Here is a 20,551-nt window from a genome sequence, read left to right on the forward strand (position 1 = left end):
CAATACGGTAAGTGCTTGAAAATTCAGTTAAGGTGTTAAAATCGAGCATTAGTTTACTGAAATTGATTTGGATTCAAGTTGCGATCGCCCATTATCGTGATGCGGCAGGGCCGCCATTCCATGTTCTTGGGCACGCAGCTCTTGACCAGAGATTTCTGGCTCCTTAATATAGACCGAACTCAGTAAGATATTCAGGACTCCACTTTCTTCAGCCTGACGTACAGCGCAATGCGTAATCAATTCACCTACATTTAGAATCACGTTGTCTTCTGGATCAAGAATGACGCGGGTAACTGGACGACCCAGTGCAACTTCAATTCGTTGCTTCCTGATCGCCCGTGTGCTGAGTCTTTGTAGCATTTCTGCCTTCTGTTTCAAGGCTTGCCAGAAAGTATTGAGGTTCTCTTGGGCGACGCTTGCCCCCTAGCGCAGTTGAACTTTGGTTTCTAACCATGTGTCACTTGTGGTAGAACGAACTGCGGTTGCCAGAGCCAGACCAGCAGCGTTGAGTAATTCTGCTTGTTTGCCATAAGTCTGGGCACGAGCAAGGACGGATTCAGTTACAATCTGCCCAGATGCCGCAATAATTAAGCCATCGTCAGCACGCACCGTTTGCAGGACTCTGCGCCCTCTTACCTGCTGGATCGCCTGTGCTGTCAGCGCATTAACAGAGTGACGTAGGTTAGCAGCACTGCTCATCGTTGCGCTCCCAATTCGATTGCTAGTAGATTTTGTTGCTGCTTGCAAATTGCGGCTGATATTTGCAGTCAGACTACCACCGGTAGCTCGATAGAGTTCATCAAGGATACCCATACGAGCGGCCGCTTCTGCATCAACTAGCGTGACTTCTTGCCCTTGTAGTAGCAGTACACTACCGTCTAGCGTTAGCACATCTCGCTCAACATGCTTGCCAATCACGTATACTTTTTGCTCGGCAGGGTCAACCAAATTATTTGTCAGGGAGGCAGCTGCATTTCGATTGAGGTCCTGCAGTTTGCTGCTAGTAGCATCAGTTGCGGTTTGTAGTTGCTCACCTGCATTTTGGCTTGCTGACTGTAGCCTGCGGTTCACGTTCTCTACTGAGCTTTGCAGTTGCTCACCTGCATTTTGGCTTGCTGACTGTAGCCTGCGGTTCACGTTCTCTACTGAGCTTTGCAGTTGCTCACCTGCATTTTGGCTTGCTGACTGTAGCCTGCGGTTCACGTTCTCTACTGAGCTTTGTAGTTGCTCACCTGCATTCTGGCTTACTGACTGTAGCCTGCGGTTAGCCGTTTGAGTCGATTCTTGGAACTTGTCTTCAGTTGCTTGGACGGCTCCCCGGATACCACCGACCTGTTCTTCCATCATCTGAGCAGTTTCTGGAGGCACAAAGGCAACATCGTCACCAATTATCAGTGCTTTTGGAGCAGGAACGAAAGATCGCCCGGAGTAAGCATCGGCAAATACACCGCCAGAAACTTCGTATCCTTCCACTAATCCACTATGCTCATCGAAGAACAAATCCACCAGCCCACCAAGGTAAAGTCCCTCAGTGGTCAGAATTCTCGTTCCTCTGAGTACGATATTCTGGTGCAGAATCTCTTTAATTGCAGGCACACGATGTGCCTTAACAACAGATTCTTTCGATTTAACTATGATCGCATCTGACCCGATCGCTTGCACCTCTTGTAGGGGAATAACTTTTGCATCCCGAAACAGTCCCTTCTCTTCAACCAGGAAACCCAAAAGTTGATTGCGTTTGTGATCAAAAATTAAATCTAGAATTCGCTGAATTTTCTGACCCTTGTCAGAGGTGACGACTACTTTATCGATCACATCACTACCTTTACGCATTTATCTATTCCTTGCAGTTATTATTAATTGGGTTATTTAGTGACTTGTTCGTTGGTTGGCTGAATTTTTAGCTGAAAATATCGTCCCTCTCTGCCAAAACCAGGAACGATGTCAATAACGCCAAAGTATTCCAGGAATACCCCAAAGATGGCGATAAGGATGATGAGAACGGTGATATTTGCTCCAGTATTAGAGCGTTGTCCTACGAGTCTAGGCATTTTTTTCCTCTTATTTTTGTTGTTTTTTTTATCGCCAAGCTTGTTATAAAAATCAGATAAGGTTGTTTAGATAATTATTAATTTGACATACATATCTATCTACTCACATATACTATCGCTCAGTTTGTTCTTCTAAAATAAATAAATTTTCCAAAAAATATAGGTATTTGATTATTTGAATTTTCCTAAGCAATGGTTTGAGCGATTTTAATTAGCACTCATACTGGTAATGGAGCGGATTAATTTAACAGACACCCCTATACATCTGTACAATGATCAACTAAAAAGCTGAGTTATACTTGACTACAAGCATTCAAACACACATCATAGTGGCAAACAAAAAGTTTTTCATTCGCCACTATGATGTGGTTAGTTCAAAGTCTGTGATTCTTGTCTACCTAAAATTTGTTTTTGAAGCGAACGAATTTCTCCTGCTAATTCTTGCCGAGTAGAACCTTTGAGCAAGTAGCGGAAAGTAAACCAAACTGTGTAACCCAGTCCAATGAACTGTAAAATTGGAGAAACTAATGGAATATCATTTATTGCGTTCAGTACTGCTAGAAATATTCTCAGTGCCGTAACCGTTATCACAAGCAAAGCAAAGCTGATAATCGGTAATTTGTATTCTTGGTAGAACCTACCTATGTACTCAGGTAGTTGTGCCAAAAATGTAGAAATCTGTCTACCAATTCTTTGCCATTGATCTTCAGCTTCCGAGGCAGGCGGTAACATTGGCAAGTTTCTAGCCTCTGAACCTTTAAGTGCTTCTATCCGGTTTCGGGAGGCAGCATCGACGTATTGCTGTTGCTGTAATTCAGTTTCCATAATTCTCTCCTAATTTTCTGCAATGAGAACAGTTTTAAAGTTTAGACTTTGTTGCTATCAACTTTGGCAACGGTTGCTTTAACAACTACATTTTTAACGCCTTTTATTTCCTTAGCTATGAAATTTTGACTCTATACAGTGAGTTAAACAGTTTCATGGCGACAGTCAGAAATGATAACAGCAAGGTCTTCACTGTTGTTATCAAAACTAACTGTTTGACGAACTCCTCAGTTGTTACCTGCGGAGGCATCATAAATAATAAAATCCTCGATTTATCGCCGTTTGAGAGTCGCTTCCGCACGCTTCCTCTCAGTGGCATTGCCTTTAATTGTTACTAAGTAATCGGCTTGATTAAAGCGATCGCTTAATTTATTAGGGCTTTAATAATATTAAGACATTTTAATATTAGTTTTTCATCAACCTCTTGGAGTAAGTTTTTTTTCTTTAGAGTGAGATCAGGACTTGAACTCAAAATAATAAGCGCTACAAAAATATCAGGATATTTGATTGAAATGTAAGGGTTTAAGAAATTTAACTAGCTGAAAGTTATGAATATATATGAATTTAGGTAAGTTTTAACCTGAGATTTCCGGCTAGAACCTAGTCACAAAAATATTAATAATAGAGGTGTCCTGGTTTATGAATACTACCCTCTAGAGTTTCTAGGGCGACGGTTGTGAGCAAGGTTTAAACCCCCACTTTGTTAAATGGCTTATTTCCAGGCGGGGTTAAAGCTCTGACTGAAAAATCCCTAAAACCGGACTTCCTTCTGGAAAATTTTAGTTATAATAGATTTCATCATCAGAGTGAAAAAATTCAAGATATTAAAAGAATACTTCTTTATAATGCAAGTAAAACTAGATTAGCTTACTACTTTTTATGAAAGCTCAATATGATTTAACTCAATCTTTGGAAAGAAGATTTATCTAAATTGAATGTGCTAAATTCTAAAAAAGAAACAGCACATTTTAAGGAATAGAATAATGCCACTGCAAAAAATAAGTGAGTTTGATACAGACTACCAGGATGCTATTCAAGGTAACGACATCAAAGGAATGGATGTGTATGTTCAGGGAACTGATGAGAAGATTGGCACGGTAAGTGATGCTGTAGTAGACGAACAAGGAGCGTTCCGCTATTTAATTGTTGACTTAGGCCTTTGGATTTTTGGCAAGAAAGTATTACTACCAGTAGGGAAATCGCGTATTGACTCTAGAGCAAACCGTGTATATGCCGTTGGGATCACAAAAGAGCAAGCAGAAAAGTTGCCTGAATATCAAGAACACACAGCGCTTGATTACGACTATGAAGAACAGGTGCGTGGAGGATATCGTACACCGTCTGTAGGAAGTTCAGTAGCTTCGACAGATGGTCGTACTGCTCCCACTTATGATCGCAACAACTACACATACGCACAGGACGCGGATCTGTATGATGTCAACGCTCATGAAGACCAAACCTTCAAACTCTACGAAGAAAGGCTGGTTGCCAACAAACAACGCCGGAAAACTGGAGAAGTGACAATTGGCAAGCACGTTGAAACAGAAACTGTAAGAGTTTCTGTTCCAGTGGAAAGAGAGCGAGTCGTGATTGAGCGAGTTACTCCTCAAGATGCAGGCAAAGTTGTGTCTGCTGAAACAGCTAACTTCGGTGAGAGCGAGGTAGCACGTATAGAACTCTATGAAGAAGTTGCTGATGTCCAGAAAGAAGCTTTTGTGCGCGAAGAAGTCAGAGTCCAAAAAGTTGTAGACAAAGAAACCGTTGAAGTTAAAGAGACCATTCGACGTGAAGAGTTAGATGTTGATGCTGATGGTCGTACTATTGAGGAAAAAACTGGTAATAAGTTGCCCAAAGACCGTATTTAAGAAGACTGCTTTTAGCCTTCATCGCTTGTCAGACAGCACAGAGATTCCAGGCTGAGTCTGGAATCTCTTTAAGGGTTTTCGGCATTTTTGTGATCGAGCAAATGTATTTGCTTTCTGTATGCGTTCGCAAGAGTTGTAGAGATCCCCAATTAGATTTAATCTACCGATTTAGCCACACGAGAGGAGAGACTTCTTCAAACCAGAAAGCGTCAAGTCTGCATTGGCTGAACTTATCGCCATACAAACTTAAAACACATATCGTAGTTTGAGAGCGAAGGAATATGTGTAGCAGATTGGCAGCAAACTCTCAATAATTTAGCTTAATTAGTTGAGTTCACGGCTTTGGAGATACGTAACCCGCTTTCCTCCAATTACTAATTTTCTTTAATAAACTCCTGAATTTCAATTGCCACAACCCCAGCACAAGATTCTGGTAAATCATTTCCAGCATGGGCAATCATTTTCAACTCGACTTTCGGCATCAGTTGAGCATAAACCCGACTCTTGGCTAAAGCATCTGGTGTATCTTGCCCACCCTGTAAAATAAAAACTGGGACATCTATCATATAAAGCTGCTTTTGCAGTAATTCCGCCTCAATTTCTACTTGTCGCCGTTTGAAAAGTAACTGGCAACCTATGGGATACGGCAATAGCGATTGACGCAGCTGCAAGTCTTGTGCAATTTTTTCATGCCAACCCAGGATTTTAGTCAAGGGAGTTAGTGATCGCAACGTTTTAACTATTAGTGGTGGATAATTCAATAATCGCCGCATCTTCTGACAATACTCTTCTTGCCCTGCTATCTCTACACCTTCTGGTGCTAGCAGTACCACACCATCAACTTTCTCTGGATACTTTAAAGCATAGCTAGCAGCAATCCAACCCCCAAGAGAATGCCCCACTAAATATACTTTTTCTAGCTTCACAGCTTGCAAAAATTCAGCTAGACATTCAACTTGTAAATCTATCGAATGGTGGATATTAGGATTTTCTGATTCACCAAACCCTAACAAATCAGGTGCAAAACAATGAAAATCTTGTGCAAGGGACTTCATCACAGATAACCATTGACTGCTCTCATTCCAAGCACCATGTAAAAAAATTATAGGAGTTTTTTCACCGACTTCACGCCAGAATAGTAGCCCTTGAGAAAGCTTTCTTCGGGAGTTACGGAATAGTATATCCATTTTATTTAGTAGTTAACTTTAGCACCATAATAAATAGTCATTAGTCATTGGTTATTATTAACTAGTTCTGGACAAATTACAAACAGAGAAGTGTGAGCCAAGGCTTCTTGAGATTATAAGTTTGGCGGCAAATCACAAAGGACTAATGACTAATGAGTAATGAAAAAATATTGTTATGCCAGTGTTGTCAAGCCATTTAAGTAGTCTTGCAACTGCCGAGTATGGTCGTGAGACATCTTTCCTGAAGGTAGTAAACTGGGAAAGAAAGCTTGGATTTCCATGACTTCTAACGTGTCTTGAATCTCCATTGTCCCATGCACTTCGGCTTCAACCACAATACAAATTGAATGAATTCTGGGATCGCGGTCTGGTGCAGAGTAAACTCCTACTAAACGGTTAATTTTCACTAATTCTAGCCCGGTTTCCTCCATCAATTCCCGGCGGACTGTATTGGGAATATCTTCTCCCCAATCTACAATCCCTCCAGGCAATGACCAAAGACCATTGTCGCGCCGCCGGATCAGTACAATCCGACCATCGGGTAAAATTGGGATGATACTAGTGCCAGTAATGGGATGACGAAATATTATACCCAATACTGTTTGTCCAATACGCCATAAGCTACGTGTGGACTCTACAGCTGCCGGAAAAAAAGCAATAACGTTCAATCTTCAAAATTTATGTGTTGTATTCTATAGTTCTCTACCACTTACATAATCTCAACTGATAAAATTTTTGTTGAGTTTTGTTTTATACAAAAATGTTTGTGGGTTGAGATTTTATTCTCACGATTTACGTAGAATATTATCAATTCTAACATCAAGTTTCATGAGAAGCACTGTATTTATATATACATGATATTTATTAAATAAAGTAAATTTTCAGTTTATAGCTAACATTAGTACTGCTGAAATTAGCTGTTACTAATAGATTTTTAGAACAAATAAAAATAATATGAATAATAAGTCAAAATTCTGAATTCTGAATTTATAAGAGGCAATTAAGTAGGGTTTAAAACCTACAATTAATTAAAGACCACTAAATCAAAAATTAGACTCTATGCTTAAACTTACCTATGCCTCCGAGTTTTGATGACCGATTCCTGAATTATTTCTTGATAATTTCTTAATAATATTGGTTTGTTTTAAGAACAACAACTAATGAGCTAATTTACAATCATTTGACAGATTGGAATCTCAGAAAAGATATTTTTGTCTTACTGGCGTGGATAATTCAGAATTTATATTGACAAAATCAGGTAAAATGCGGTAGACTAGTACACTGTTTAAAGCGTATTTATTGCTGCACTAGGCTAAAAGTATATCAATAACATTGGTAGCTAATATTGCCTAAGTGATGCCTAGTTGCTACTTTTTTGTTGTTTATTAATAGAGGTGAACATGGCCAAGCGCCGTAACCCGAAAAAAGAAAAGGCGCTACGTAACCAGGCGTATGCCAGAAAGTTTCGTAAACGGACTACGACAGGAAGAATGCAGAGAAGGTTCCAACAAAGACCACCAAAGAGTGAGGAAGAAGAAGGCGCAGCAGCAGCTGACACTGAATAAGCTGCCTGCCTAAATCCTTATTGTTTGGGTTATTTACCTATTTACCTTTTGGGGCGCACATTTATTTGTACGCCCTTATTTATTTTTGGGCATTGGGCGTTAGGAGTGCTGAGTTAGGAGTTAAGAGTTAGGAGTTAAAAGTTAGGAGTTTTGTTTATCTCCTCATCTCCCTCATCTCCTCAATCCCTCTATTGAGCAATTTGAGCACGGGCGGCTATGAGTGCTTTGTTTACCTGTACAAAGCCAGTTCCTCCGTAACTGTTGCGGGCAGCAACAACTTGACGGGGGGATATCGCCTCATAAATATCTGCTGCAAATGCCGGATGTAGTTGTTGCCACTCTTCTAATTTCAAATCTTTTAGGAGTTTACCTGCGGCAATACTAGTTTTTACCACCTTACCCACAAGGTTGTAAGCTTCCCGAAAAGGAACGCCCCGTGCTGCCAGATAATCTGCGACATCGGTGGCATTAGAAAAATCCTCCGCTACAGCTGATGCTAACCGCTGGGTACGAAATTCTAAGCCTTCCCTGAGCAAAATTGTCATCGCTTCTAGTGAGGCTTTGACTGTGTTAACGCTATCAAATAGACCTTCTTTATCTTCTTGTAAGTCTTTGTTATACGCCAGGGGTAGCCCTTTCATAATGACCAACATCGCTTGGAGATGACCGAATACACGTCCCGTTTTCCCCCGCACCAATTCTGGGACATCGGGGTTTTTCTTTTGAGGCATGATACTGGAACCTGTAGCACAGCTATCTTTGAGGGAGACGAAGCGAAATTCTTCAGATGACCAAAGAATGACTTCTTCTGCAAGGCGGCTGAGGTGAACCATAATCAAGCTAGCAGCACACAAGAATTCGATCGCAAAATCGCGATCGCTCACTCCATCGAGGCTATTAGCATAAATATCGTCAAAATTCAAGACTTTGGCTGTGTAGTGGCGATCGATAGGGAAAGTAGTTCCCGCTAAAGCACCGCACCCCAAAGGTGAGATATTCACGCGGCGAGAAACATCTCCTAAGCGTTCCCAGTCACGTTGCACCATTTGAAAATATGCCAAGAGGTGATGAGCTAAACTCACGGGTTGGGCGCGTTGGAGGTGGGTATAGCCAGGAATCAGAGTTTCAACGTGCTTTTCGGCTATATCCAGTAAAACACCTTGAAATTCTCGCAATTCGCTTTTGATTTGTTGAATTTGGTCGCGCAGGTAGAGTCTGGTATCAGTGCCAACTTGGTCATTACGCGATCGCGCCGTATGCACCTTTTTACCCACATCGCCGACAATTTCTGTCAGTCGTCGTTCAACTGCAAAATGTACATCTTCAGCATCGATACCAGGCTGAAATTTTCCCTGGCGGTACTCTTGGCGAATTTGTTCTAAACCGGCAACCAGTTGCTCTCCTTCTTCTGGGGAGATGATGCCCGTGTGAGCAAGCATTTTGGCATGAGCTTGAGAACCAGTGAGGTCATATTCGATTAATTCAATATCAAAACTTATACTGGCATTAAAACGAGCGATCGCTGGATGCAACGCTGATTCAAACCGCTGGCTCCAAGTTTGTTTTTCAGTCATAAATATCAGAGGAGTGGGCATCAATTTTGGATTTTAGATTAATCATCAATCTAAAATCCAAAATCTAAAATTACTTTAACCGTAGCTAGTTAGATTCCGAATCATATAGCCAATGACTAAACCAATCAACAATGCCCACACTTGACCTGTTTGTATAAAGTGGCTCCAAGCTTTTTGCATCTGACCCATAACGTTTGGATCGGTGATTGTTTGTGCTAGGGCTGTCCAATTTACAGGCAAATGCCAAAGTAACTGAGATATCAAATCGCTGTAATTGCTCATCTTTGGTGATTAAGAAGTTAGGGGTGGCAAATTTCAGCATCAGTTTATTATTTACATTAATTACTGATATTTACTGAAATATTTGGATATAACTTCAATGTCTTAACTCAAGATGCAGCCGATGCCAACCGCAATTTCTCGGCAGTCCGCAAAATTTGCCCCGCTAAAACTGCTGCACCAAAACCATTATCGATATTTACTACCCCTACTCCCGCAGCACAAGAGTTAAGCATTGTCAATAAAGGTGCTAAACCGCCAAAACTTGCGCCATAACCGATGCTGGTGGGTACAGCAATCACAGGACAACTCGCTAAACCAGCGACAACGCTGGGTAAAGCGCCTTCCATCCCCGCCACGACAATCAACACCGATGCTGATTCAATCAGGTGGCGGTTACTCAGCAAACGGTGAATTCCAGCAACGCCAACATCCCAGAGGCGCTGGACGCGAAAACCAGAAAGTTCAGCAGTGACAGCAGCTTCTTCAGCAACGGGTAAATCGGCGGTACCAGCAGAAAGAATACCGATCTCACCGCAGAATTGTGGTTCGATGGTAGGGGGAGCGATCGCACAAATTCGCGCCGATTCATAATATCGCAAACCGCTAACTTTTGATTGCAGTGCGGTATAAACTGCTGATTCAATGCGGGTTGCCATTACTACAGGGTTACGGAGGCGCATCACTTCCATAATTTGAGCAATTTGTTCGGGCGTTTTACCAGGGCCCCAAATCACCTCTGGGAAACCAGTTCTTAGCTGGCGATGGTGGTCAATTTTGGCAAATTCACCTACAGATTCATAAGCTAAGTCTTTGAGTGAGTCTAATGCCACATCTGGCGTAACTTTACCATTGGCAACCGCTTCCAGGAGCGATCGCAAACTTTTTTCATCGGTCATTGGTAATTAGCCCTTTGTCTTTTGTTCTTAGTTGTTTATCAGTCGTCCAATGCCCAATGCCCAATACCCCATGCTTAATCGGTTACTTTCAATTCGTAAAGATTCCAAAATGGGCCACCAAGAGCAGTATATTGAATTCCTTGGAAGCGATCGCGCACTGCTTGCAGATTCAACCTCTCCACTAAATGAATAAACGGCAACTGTTCTGAGGCAATGCGCTGATATTCATAATAAATTTCCTTGCGCTTGTTTTCATCCAATACCTGTGCGCCTTTAATGTAAAGCCTGTCAATTTCCTTTTCCCAGTCGGAAACTTCCCAGCCAATTATGGGTGGATCTCCCGGTTGTGGCCCCAAATTAAATGCGTGGGATGCACCGGTAATTCTCCATATTTTGCTAGCGCCGTGGGGTTCAATACCGCCTTCAGTAAATCCTCCAAGGTAACAATCCCAATTATGCGTAACTTTGAGTTTTTCTAGATAGGAATTGAAACTGAGAATTTGCAAATCTACTTGAATCCCAATATTAGCGAGATCCCGCCTGATTTGGGATGCCATATCTCCTCTAACTTTTCTTTCCGAATTCGTTAAGAGTGTAAATCTGACTCTGTTACCATCAGTATCTAAAAGCTGATTTTGGTCATTATATTTGAAACCAGCTTTTAACAATAATTTCTTCGATTTATCTGGTTCGTAATTATATACTTTTAGCCCTTTTTCTGGAGTTAGGAAATAGGGACTTTTGACATAAACAAATGAATTTTGCAGTTCACCCAGTCCCCGATAAACATTTGTTTTCATCGTTTCGCGGTCGAGGGCGTAGGCTATAGCCTGCCTGAATTCCTTTTTATTAAACCATATAGATTTAATTGGGTCTACAAAAGGTTTACCCTGAGAATTCTTTGCTTTAATCAGATTGAAAGCAATAAAACTCGTACTTGTACTTGGCCCACCGTTATAAATTTTAAACTTCGCCCGTTTTTCTTGTCGCTTCAGCAAACTGAAGCCTTCAGGAGGAACTTCTAAATTATCCAACTGCCCAGAGCGAAAACTAATCAACTGGTTTTCAGTAGATTCAATAATTTGCCAAACAATACGCTCAATGTAAGGCTGAGAATTACCCTGAGCATCTTTGCGCCAGTAATATGGATTACGCCGAAATATTATTCGCTGACTGGAAACGTAACTTTCCATGATATATGGGCCGTTACCAACAATTTGTTTCGGATCAGTGCCTGTTCCCCACATTGAGAGAAACTTAGGATTTCCATCAGATCCAACTGTGCGAATTGCTTTCTGTAGAGCATGGGCTGGCATAATTGGGATACCACCTACATATCTTAAAAAAGGAGCAAAGGGTTCTAGTATACTGAATTCAACTCGGCGCTCATCGATTTTTTTGACCTTTGGCAAAGTGCCCTTATCACCAATTCTTAGGGCATCCTTGGTAGAGGTGGGAATTTTGGGGTTGAGGTAGATTTCGTTATAAGTAAAGACAACATCATCAGCAGTCATTGGCTGACCATCTGACCACTTAATTCCTTCTCGCAGAGTGATCACAATCCGTTGACCATCTTCAGAAACTTCCCAGTCCTCTGCTAAAGCAGGCTCTAGTTTTGTAGTTAGGGGATTCTCATTAATCAATGAGTCATAGATGAACCTAAAAACACTATATGCTGATTCATTTAAAGCATAGTTAAAAGTTGAAGGCTCACTCAAAACTGCGGTGACGAGTTGCGGTACTTGAGCAGCTGCGCTTTTAAAGTTCGCTGGGTTGCAGGCAGTAAGTGTAAGTGCTATTGCTGAAGTCAGAAATATTGGCAACCAAAAACGCCTAATTGCAAAAAAGATGAAGGGTGATTTCATAGAATTAAATTTACTGGAATTCTGTCTAATTATGGTCAATAAATTCACCCGCAGGTTTATAAGACAAAGATTCAAGTGTGTATAATCCTATATCTGGAGTAACTTTACCATTGGCAACCGCTTCTAAGAGCGATCGCAAAGTTTTTTCATCAGTCATTAGTCTTTTGTCCTTTGTCCTTCATTGTTTGTAATTAGCGATTAGTTAGTAGACAACTAATGACTAATTCATTACTTTAATTTCATGAATGTTCCAGAATGCGCCACCAAGAGCAGAGAATCTGATACCTTCAAAGCGATTACGGACTGCTGACATTGACAACTGATTAACTAGGTAAATCAACGGTAAATTTTCCTGAGTAATTCGCTGCGTTTCCCCATAAATTTCTTTCACTTTTGCTTCATCAAACTCCTGTGCAGCTTGAATGTAAAGCTTACCAATTTCTGCTTCCCAAGGAGCTACTTCCCGACCCTCAATCGGTTGTTGTCCAGGTTGTGGTTTCTGATTAAACATATGCAATCCACCTTCGGGAGACCAGACATTTGCTCCATCATTGGGTTCTAAACCACCCGTCAGACCCAGCATCGAAGCTTCCCAGTCTAAAGAATTAGAAAGCTTGTCTGTATAAGTATTCCATGCCAATGGAGTGAAATCGACTTGCATACCGATCTTACTCAAGTCTCGTTTAATTTGCGATCCAATTGCTTCGCGGATTTTATTTCCAGAATTAGTGAGCAAAGTGAAGCGAACGCGGTTAGCTTCAGCGTCTAATAACTGACCTTGTTGATTGTACTTAAATCCAGCTTTAATTAGCAGTTCCTTTGCTTTATTAATATTATAATCATAAGTTTTTAATCCTTCTTTTGGCGAAAGGTAATAAGGACTTTGTACTGTAATTGGTGAATTTTGTGGTTCACCCAAGCCGCGGTAAGTGTTATTAATCATCGTTTTGCGGTCGATAGCATAAGCTACTGCTTGCCTAAATTCAACTGTATTGAACCAGCGTGATTTAACTGGATTTACCAATGGTTTTCCGTTTCTTTTACCTTTATTTAAATTAAATAAAACAAACGTTGTACCAGTTCCAGGTTCATTGCCGTAAATTTTAAAGTTACCCTGCTTTTCTTGCACCTTTAGCAAAGAAAAGTATTCAGGTGTTACTGGCACAGTATCTAATCCACCAGACCGAAATTGCAGCAAAGAAGTATCCGTATTTTCGACGATTTGCCAAACCATGCGTTCAATATAAGGCTGAGATTTACCTTGGTTGTCCTTGCGCCAGTAGTAGGGATTGCGTCGAAATACTACACGTTCACTTGTGTCATAGCGTTCAACTTTATAAGGGCCGTTGACAATAATTTGCTTGGTGGGAGTATCAACACCCCACTTACTCAAAAAGGTCGGCTTTCCTTCTGAATCTTTCTGTTTTATAGATTCTCGCAGTGCATGGGCAGGTAAGATAGAAGTGCCTGTATTTAGTAAGAAAGGTCTAAAGGGTTCCGGTAGAGTAAATTCTACCTGGCGTTCATCGAGTTTTCGCACCGTAGGTAGCTTGCGACTGACACCAATTCTGAAGCCATCTCTGGTATCTGTAGGAATCGCTTCATTCAAGTAGATTTCGTTGTAAGTAAATACAACGTCTTCAGCTGTGAGTGGCTGCCCATCAGACCATTTTAAGCCTTCACGTAAAGTAAAAGTAAATCGCAATTTGTCATCAGAAATTTGCCATGATTCTGCTAAGTCTGGCTCAACTTTACCAGTAATTGGATTTTGGGTAACTAATCCTATGTATGTCAAACCAAAAATATTTGGTGATTCTTGACTCAGAGCAAGGTTGAAAGTTTTGGGATCACTGAGAATGCTACTTACCAATTGCGGTACTTGAGCAGATGCGCTTTTGAAGTTAGTTGGGTTGCAGGCGGTAAGTGTAAGTGCTGTTGCTGAAGTCAGAATTATTGGCAACCAAAAATATTTAATTGCTAGAAATATTTGTCTAAAAAATTTCATAATTTCAAATTTATTTTGATCCTAATCAGTTTTCAATATCTCGATCAGAAGCTAAAGAAAGTTATTCTGAAGCACCTAGCAAGACAACAGCATAAGCACATATACCTTCTTCACGTCCAACAGGGCCTAATTTTTCGTTAGTAGTAGCTTTGATGCCAATTTGATTTGGTTGTAATTCTAAAACAGTCGCTAGTTTGTCGCGCATCTTGTGAATATGCGGCTTTAATTTTGGACGTTCTGCTACTATTACCGAGTCAATGTTTCCGATCTGCCAGCCTCGATCCCGAATAAGTTGATGTACTTGAGTTAATAGTACTAAACTATCTGCTCCTGCCCATTGGGGATCGGTAGGCGGAAAATAATGACCAATATCTCCTAAAGATAATGCCCCAAGCATGGCATCCATAATCGCGTGCGTTAACACATCAGCGTCACTGTGCCCCAACAAACCCAGTTCATGGGGAATTTGAATTCCACCTAAAATCAAAGCGCGATCGCTCACTAGTTGGTGAATATCGTAGCCATTACCAATACGAATTTTTGTCATTTGTCATTTGTCATTTGTCATTTGTCATTTGTCAGGAGTTATTATTCTCCCCCTGCTCCCCCTGCTCCCTCATCTTCCCCTACTCCCCCTACTCCCCCTGCTCCCCCTGCTCCCCCTGCTTCAATTTTTCCAGGAGATCGGGGCGGCGATCGCGGGTTTTTTGAATTTGTTGTTCGTAACGCCACCGGGCGATCGCTGCATGATTCCCACTGAGCAACACATCAGGCACTTTCAAGCCGCGAAAATTGGCAGGACGAGTATATTGGGGATAGTCCAATAACCCTTCCTCAAAACTTTCTGCTGTCAGCGACTCTGTTTTGGCCACAGTTCCTGGTATTAGTCGCACAACACCATTAATCAAAGCCATTGCTGGAATTTCCCCACCAGTCAGAATAAAATCGCCTAAAGATACTTCCCGAGTTACCAAATGCAGCACCCTCTCATCCACCCCTTCGTAATGCCCGCAAATAACTACTAACTGGTCATAATTTGTCACCAATTCTTTCAAAAGAGGTTGATTGATTGTTTGACCCTGTGGACTCATCAAAATTATTTCTCTTCGGGGAAGAGTTGGCAGCGACTCTACAGCCGTAAAAATCGGTTCTGGCTTCATTAGCATTCCCACACCGCCACCGTAGGGTTCATCATCCACCTTTCGGTGCTTGTCAGTGGTAAAGTCCCGTGGATTAATCAGATGCACTTCGGCAATCTGTTTGGCTAAGGCTTTACCTAGCAGCCCAGAATTGAGAACAGAGTTAAAACAGTCAGGAAAAAGTGTAACTATATCAAAGCGCACAGTTATTCGTATTCGAGGACACTAATCTTAAATTTGAATGTCTAGCAAATACCAGCAAGCCAAGGTCGGGTTAAACTCCAGTTAAACTTTATCAATAGTATCTAAAACTACCAGACCTCCTGGATTTTAGATGGGCTCAAAAGTTTTTCTAATTACTTAATTTATGTTTAAATGTTGTCACAACTACATTTAAATTAATAATCATATCAAGTTAACAACTTCCAGGATGCATCGAGCCAGCCTCAGAAAAAAGCGTAGTCTTAACTGCTCGTTCCCAACTCTAAAGGGGGAATCTAGCTACTTAAAGACTATTTTGCCCTGCTGCAAGTGGATAGGTGAAAAACAAGGCGCCAGCGAGAGAGGAATGGGAACAAACACGTTTAGACTGAGGCAACGCGAGCGTTAAGCGAGAATTTAGAGAGTAGCTTTCCCCAGTTCCAAACTTCCAAAAAGTGTCCTCTCAAAAGTTGCAAAGCGCAAAAATTATCAGGCAACTGAACCTTGTTAAATTCACCTGAAGTTGTTGACAGGAGAACCAAAATGCCGCAATTACAAGCTAAATCGCTAGAAATGAGGACACCCCAAGCAACTAAAACAGCCGTTCTGGTTATCGGAGGTGCAGAAGATAAAGTTCATGGGCGCGAAATCCTACGAACTTTTTTTGGACGTGCCGGTGCTAGTAAGGCTTATATTACAATTATTCCATCTGCCTCTCGCGAACCTGCCATCATCGGTGGTCGGTATATTCGCATTTTTGAAGAAATGGGTGCCCAGAAGGTAGAGATTTTAGACATCCGTGAACGAGAACAGTGTGAAGCCTCCCAGATCAAAGCATCTTTAGAAGCCTGTAGTGGGGTGTTTTTGACAGGAGGAGACCAACTGCGTCTTTGTGGCGTATTGGCAGATACGCCAGCAATGGAAATTATTCGCCAGCGGGTGAGGGCGGGGCAACTTACGTTAGCAGGCACCAGTGCAGGAGCGGCGGTGATGGGGCATCACATGATTGCTGGCGGCGGTAGTGGAGAGGCGCCCAATCGTTCCCTAGTGGATATGGCAACGGGTTTGGGATTTATTCCGGAAGTAATCGTTGACCAACACTTTCACAACCGTAATCGCATGGGACGACTAATTAGTGCGATCGCAGCTCATCCCGATCGCTTAGGTATTGGCATTGACGAAGATACTTGTGCAGTGTTTGAACGTGATGGTTGGTTACAAGTTATGGGTAAAGGTAGTGTCACCATTGTCGATCCCACTGAGCTGACCCATACCAACGAACCCCATGTCGGTGCTAATGAACCGTTAACCGTACATAATTTACGTCTCCATATCCTCAGCTACGGTGATCGCTTCCACTTGTACCAGCGGACTGTATTGCCTGCTGTACACCGAATCTCCAGCTGACGGGATAGAGTATCTGAGGTTACACTGAGTTGACCGCACATTTATTATTTCTTACCGTAGAAAAATGATAAGAATACCATGTAAAAAGAAAAAACTGTTTTTAACGAACAGTTTAGCGGTCAATTCCAGTAAGAAACTAGAATTTTGGTTCCGAATCTCCATCTACCTATTCCCATGAGAATTCTCAAGATCCAGACATTACGCGGCCCAAACTATTGGAGCATTCGACGCCACAAACTGATCGTCATGCGCCTCGATTTAGAAAACCTTGGCGAGACGCCCTCGAATCAAATCCCTGGCTTTTATGAAGGATTAGTTGAGGCGCTGCCAAGTCTGGAGGGTCACTATTGTTCGCCTGGCTGTCGCGGTGGTTTTCTGATGCGAGTCAAAGAAGGCACTATGATCGGGCACATAGTGGAACACGTAGCCTTAGAACTCCAAGAATTAGCTGGGATGCATGTCGGCTTTGGTCGCACCCGCGAAACTGCCACGCCCGGAATTTACCAAGTAGTAATCGAATACCTGAATGAGGAAGCGGGACGCTACGCTGGACGAGCCGCAGTACGGCTGTGCCAGAGTATCGTTGATCGAGGCCGTTATCCCAAGGCAGAATTAGAGCAAGATATCCAAGACCTGAAAGACTTTTCCCGTGATGCTTCCTTAGGCCCTTCCACAGAAGCGATCGTTAAAGAAGCAGAAAAAAGAGGTATTCCCTGGATGTCGCTGGAAGCCCGCTTTTTGATTCAGCTAGGTTATGGCGTGAACCAGAAGCGGATGCAGGCCACAATGACGGACAACACTAGCATTCTGGGCGTAGAACTAGCTTGCGATAAAGAAGCCACTAAACGTATCCTTGCTGCTGCGGGTGCGCCAGTACCCAGAGGTACAGTAATCAACTTTTTAGACGATTTGGAACAAGCCATTGAATTCGTTGGCGGCTATCCCATCGTCATCAAGCCCCTGGATGGCAATCATGGACGTGGGATCACCATTGATATTAGAACTTGGGAAGAAGCTGAAGCCGGATACGAAGCTGCCAGACAAGTTTCCCGGTCAATTATTGTCGAAAGATATTACGTTGGGCGCGACCACAGGGTACTGGTGGTAAATGGCAAAGTAGTAGCAGTAGCCGAGCGCGTCCCGGCTCATGTCATTGGCAACGGCAGATTAACCATTGCCGAACTGATTGAGGAAACAAACCTCGACCCAAATCGCGGTGAAGGACATGATAACGTCCTGACCAAGATTGAACTAGACCGCACCAGTTACCAGCTGCTAGAAAGGCAAGGTTATACCCTAAATAGCGTGCCACCCAAGGGCACTATTTGTTATCTCAGAGCAACAGCCAACTTGAGTACAGGTGGTAGTGCCGTAGACCGTACCGATGAAATTCACCCAGAAAATCTGTGGTTGGCACAACGAGTAGTTAAGATTATCGGTTTGGATATCGCCGGACTCGATATCGTCACCACAGATATTAGCCGTCCTCTGCGGGAAGTGGATGGCGTGATTGTCGAAGTTAACGCCGCTCCCGGTTTTCGGATGCACGTTGCCCCAAGCGTGGGTATTCCCCGCAACGTCGCTGGCGCAGTCATGGATATGCTGTTTCCTAACGAGCAATCTAGCCAAATTCCGATTCTCAGCGTCACGGGTACTAATGGTAAAACCACTACTACCCGACTACTAGCACATATTTATAAGCAGACTGGTAAAGTAGTAGGTTATACTACTACAGATGGAACCTATATCGGTGATTACTTAGTAGAGGCAGGCGATAATACAGGTCCCCAAAGTGCCCATGTCATCCTCCAAGATCCCACAGTGGAAGTAGCAGTACTGGAAACGGCTCGCGGTGGCATTCTCCGCTCTGGATTGGGCTTTGAAGCCGCAAATGTAGGGGTAGTATTGAATGTAGCCTCCGACCACTTAGGAATAGGCGATATAGATACCATTGAGCAGTTAGCTAATCTCAAAAGTGTAGTAGCAGAAGCTGTATTCCCTGATGGCTATGCGGTACTTAACGCCGACGATCGCCGTGTCGCCGCTATGTCAGAAAAAACTAAGGCTAATATTGCTTACTTCACGATGAACCCCAATTCGGAATTAGTGCGGAAGCACATCTTAAAGGGTGGAGTTGCGGCAGTATATGAAAATAGCTATTTGTCAATTGTTAAAGGTGATTGGACACACCGCATAGAAAGAGCCGAAAATATACCTTTAACAATGGGCGGACGTGCGCCGTTTATGATTGCCAACGCTTTAGCAGCCAGTTTGGCAGCGTTTGTGCAAAACGTCACAATTGAGCAGATTCGTGCTGGTTTGAAGACCTTCCGGGCTTCAGTTAGCCAAACACCGGGACGAATGAATCTATTTAATTTAGGCAACTACCACGCTTTGGTGGACTATGCCCACAACGCAGCCAGTTACGAAGCTATAGGTTCCTTTGTGCGGAACTGGACTACAGGACAACGGATTGGCGTAATTGGCGGGCCAGGCGATCGCCGCGACGAAGACTTTGTTACTTTGGGTAAATTAGCAGCACAAATTTTTGATTACATCATCATCAAAGAAGACGATGATACACGGGGACGCTTACGTGGTTCAGCTGCCCAGTTGATTATTCAAGGTATCACGGAAGTTAAGCCTGATAGCCGCTATGAATCGATTCTGGATGAAACCCAAGCGATCAATAAAGGCTTAGACATGGCTCCTAATAACAGCCTAGTGGTAATTTTGCCAGAAAGTGTTAGTAGGGCTATTAAGTTAATTAAGCTGCGTGGTTTAGCCAAGGAAGAGACACACCAACAAAATCCCGGCACAACTGTTATCGATTCCCAAAATGGAATCACACCTTCTTCTGTTGTTAATACCTTGCTGTAGTCAGGAATCAGGAGGAAGCACTGCGCTGGCTTCTCCTGACTCCTTTAATTACTGTTTTTCTTCTTCGTGATTGGTTTCCTCGCTAGGAGTTTTCATCTCCTCCTTAAAACCTCGTAGGGTTTTGCCCAGTGCAGTCCCCAGTTCGGGAATTTTTTTTGGGCCGAAAATTAGAATAGCGACTATGCTAATTACAGCTATTTCTGGCCATCCCAGTCCAAACATATAAATTTCCTCTAAGGCATCTGTAATTAAATATAGACATTGATGGCTCATATCCCATAAGTTTATCACTGATAAGCACTCTACCCTCTTGCAAAACAGGGTATAAATAAAATCAATAAAGATAAGTTTTTTGTCCTCAAAAACTTTTGGCAAAGCAACTTGGCATAATCTGCCAAAGTAGCTCAGTCTGTGATTGACCAACTCAAATTAGTGAAAAGTGCGACTAAATCTCCTCAGTTTCTTGCGTCTGTAACCTTGTCAAAACAATACATAGAGATGCTACAATGGAATTCAAATGTACTAGTTTCTAGTAATAGAGCTATCATTTAGAGTTAATAGAGAAACCTTTAATGTGCGGTCTTTAAAGCTATTTTTTGATAAAAATATAAATCTTTGATACAAGCGTGAAGAAAATACTTCCCCTATGAAGAAATAGCCATTAGTCCCTTATAAATAGATTCTGTAACTTTAAAATACTGGTATATGCCTCTACTATGAAACTTAATTTCAAGTGTGCAAGTTGTGGCATCGTAACCAACACTTTGCAAATCGCTTGAGCTAACTTGTATTCGTAGCATTCTTTATTC

At 42.3% G+C, this 20,551-nt stretch carries 19 protein-coding genes and 1 pseudogene; 4 read left to right on the forward strand and 16 right to left on the reverse strand.

What is annotated here, in order from left to right; translation table 11 throughout:
• Positions 1-48 precede the first annotated feature (48 nt).
• The 4 genes from HWQ58_RS20225 to HWQ58_RS20240 form a co-directional block, all read right to left on the reverse strand.
• The gene (locus HWQ58_RS20225) at positions 49-360 is read right to left on the reverse strand and encodes a hypothetical protein (RefSeq protein ID WP_292866477.1); all 312 of its coding nucleotides are present in this window, start codon (positions 358-360) and stop codon (positions 49-51) included.
• Positions 361-423: 63 nt separating this feature from the next.
• The gene (locus tag HWQ58_RS20230; RefSeq protein WP_292866479.1) at positions 424-1,833 is read right to left on the reverse strand and encodes a PRC-barrel domain-containing protein; all 1,410 of its coding nucleotides are present in this window, start codon (positions 1,831-1,833) and stop codon (positions 424-426) included.
• A gap of 32 nt (positions 1,834-1,865) precedes the next feature.
• A complete protein-coding gene (locus HWQ58_RS20235) occupies positions 1,866-2,051 on the reverse strand; it encodes a hypothetical protein (protein ID WP_292866481.1) in 186 nt (61 codons plus the stop codon).
• 369 nt (positions 2,052-2,420) lie between these two features.
• Positions 2,421-2,876, reverse strand: coding sequence for a CAAD domain-containing protein (locus tag HWQ58_RS20240; RefSeq protein WP_292866483.1), 456 nt, complete (start codon positions 2,874-2,876; stop codon positions 2,421-2,423).
• A gap of 983 nt (positions 2,877-3,859) precedes the next feature.
• On the opposite strand from HWQ58_RS20240, the gene HWQ58_RS20245 reads away from it, so the two are divergent.
• Positions 3,860-4,741 carry a DUF2382 domain-containing protein gene (locus HWQ58_RS20245; protein ID WP_292866485.1) on the forward strand — a complete coding sequence of 294 codons (882 nt, stop codon included), beginning with the start codon at positions 3,860-3,862 and terminating at the stop codon, positions 4,739-4,741.
• Between the two features lie 374 nt (positions 4,742-5,115).
• On the opposite strand, the gene HWQ58_RS20250 is transcribed toward HWQ58_RS20245, so the two are convergent.
• Positions 5,116-5,928, reverse strand: coding sequence for an alpha/beta hydrolase (locus HWQ58_RS20250; protein ID WP_292866487.1), 813 nt, complete (start codon positions 5,926-5,928; stop codon positions 5,116-5,118).
• Positions 5,929-6,101: 173 nt separating this feature from the next.
• Positions 6,102-6,596, reverse strand: a complete 495-nt coding sequence (locus HWQ58_RS20255; protein WP_104905789.1) for an NUDIX hydrolase — start codon at positions 6,594-6,596, stop codon at positions 6,102-6,104.
• A 732-nt stretch (positions 6,597-7,328) separates the two neighbouring features.
• On the opposite strand from HWQ58_RS20255, the gene HWQ58_RS20260 reads away from it, so the two are divergent.
• Positions 7,329-7,493 carry a hypothetical protein gene (locus tag HWQ58_RS20260; RefSeq protein WP_167407613.1) on the forward strand — a complete coding sequence of 55 codons (165 nt, stop codon included), beginning with the start codon at positions 7,329-7,331 and terminating at the stop codon, positions 7,491-7,493.
• A 188-nt stretch (positions 7,494-7,681) separates the two neighbouring features.
• Here the strand turns inward: HWQ58_RS20260 and argH are convergent, their stop codons facing one another.
• The 8 genes and pseudogenes from argH to trmD form a co-directional block, all read right to left on the reverse strand.
• On the reverse strand, positions 7,682-9,067 hold the full coding sequence (gene argH / locus HWQ58_RS20265; RefSeq protein ID WP_292866490.1) for an argininosuccinate lyase: 1,386 nt from the start codon (positions 9,065-9,067) through the stop codon (positions 7,682-7,684).
• Positions 9,068-9,142: 75 nt separating this feature from the next.
• Positions 9,143-9,349 (reverse strand): hypothetical protein, encoded by a 207-nt coding sequence (locus tag HWQ58_RS20270; protein ID WP_292866492.1) that lies wholly within the window; start codon positions 9,347-9,349, stop codon positions 9,143-9,145.
• Positions 9,350-9,456: 107 nt separating this feature from the next.
• Positions 9,457-10,245 carry a nickel pincer cofactor biosynthesis protein LarB gene (gene larB, locus HWQ58_RS20275; RefSeq protein WP_292866494.1) on the reverse strand — a complete coding sequence of 263 codons (789 nt, stop codon included), beginning with the start codon at positions 10,243-10,245 and terminating at the stop codon, positions 9,457-9,459.
• 74 nt (positions 10,246-10,319) lie between these two features.
• Entirely contained in the window at positions 10,320-12,110 is a 1,791-nt protein-coding gene (locus HWQ58_RS20280) for an ABC transporter substrate-binding protein (protein ID WP_292866496.1), read from the reverse strand.
• Positions 12,111-12,141: 31 nt separating this feature from the next.
• Positions 12,142-12,267: pseudogene (locus HWQ58_RS20285) on the reverse strand (1-(5-phosphoribosyl)-5-amino-4-imidazole-carboxylate carboxylase); the annotation flags it as partial.
• Between the two features lie 63 nt (positions 12,268-12,330).
• Positions 12,331-14,115, reverse strand: a complete 1,785-nt coding sequence (locus HWQ58_RS20290) for an ABC transporter substrate-binding protein (protein ID WP_292866498.1) — start codon at positions 14,113-14,115, stop codon at positions 12,331-12,333.
• Positions 14,116-14,176: 61 nt separating this feature from the next.
• Entirely contained in the window at positions 14,177-14,662 is a 486-nt protein-coding gene (gene ispF, locus HWQ58_RS20295) for a 2-C-methyl-D-erythritol 2,4-cyclodiphosphate synthase (RefSeq protein ID WP_292866500.1), read from the reverse strand.
• Positions 14,663-14,750: 88 nt separating this feature from the next.
• Positions 14,751-15,458: a tRNA (guanosine(37)-N1)-methyltransferase TrmD gene (trmD, locus tag HWQ58_RS20300; protein WP_292866502.1), complete on the reverse strand. Its 708-nt coding sequence runs from the start codon at positions 15,456-15,458 to the stop codon at positions 14,751-14,753.
• Between the two features lie 540 nt (positions 15,459-15,998).
• Between trmD and HWQ58_RS20305 the strand changes: the two genes are divergently transcribed.
• Both HWQ58_RS20305 and cphA read left to right on the forward strand, forming a co-directional pair.
• Positions 15,999-16,862 carry a cyanophycinase gene (locus HWQ58_RS20305; protein ID WP_104905797.1) on the forward strand — a complete coding sequence of 288 codons (864 nt, stop codon included), beginning with the start codon at positions 15,999-16,001 and terminating at the stop codon, positions 16,860-16,862.
• 174 nt (positions 16,863-17,036) lie between these two features.
• Positions 17,037-19,742, forward strand: a complete 2,706-nt coding sequence (gene cphA, locus HWQ58_RS20310) for a cyanophycin synthetase (protein ID WP_292866652.1) — start codon at positions 17,037-17,039, stop codon at positions 19,740-19,742.
• A gap of 48 nt (positions 19,743-19,790) precedes the next feature.
• On the opposite strand, the gene HWQ58_RS20315 is transcribed toward cphA, so the two are convergent.
• Positions 19,791-19,964 carry a twin-arginine translocase TatA/TatE family subunit gene (locus HWQ58_RS20315; RefSeq protein WP_292866654.1) on the reverse strand — a complete coding sequence of 58 codons (174 nt, stop codon included), beginning with the start codon at positions 19,962-19,964 and terminating at the stop codon, positions 19,791-19,793.
• A gap of 422 nt (positions 19,965-20,386) precedes the next feature.
• Positions 20,387-20,542: a KTSC domain-containing protein gene (locus HWQ58_RS20320; RefSeq protein WP_292866505.1), complete on the reverse strand. Its 156-nt coding sequence runs from the start codon at positions 20,540-20,542 to the stop codon at positions 20,387-20,389.
• Positions 20,543-20,551 lie beyond the last annotated feature (9 nt).

It is taken from the genome of Nostoc sp. LPT (assembly GCF_017115165.1).
GTDB lineage: Bacteria > Cyanobacteriota > Cyanobacteriia > Cyanobacteriales > Nostocaceae > Nostoc.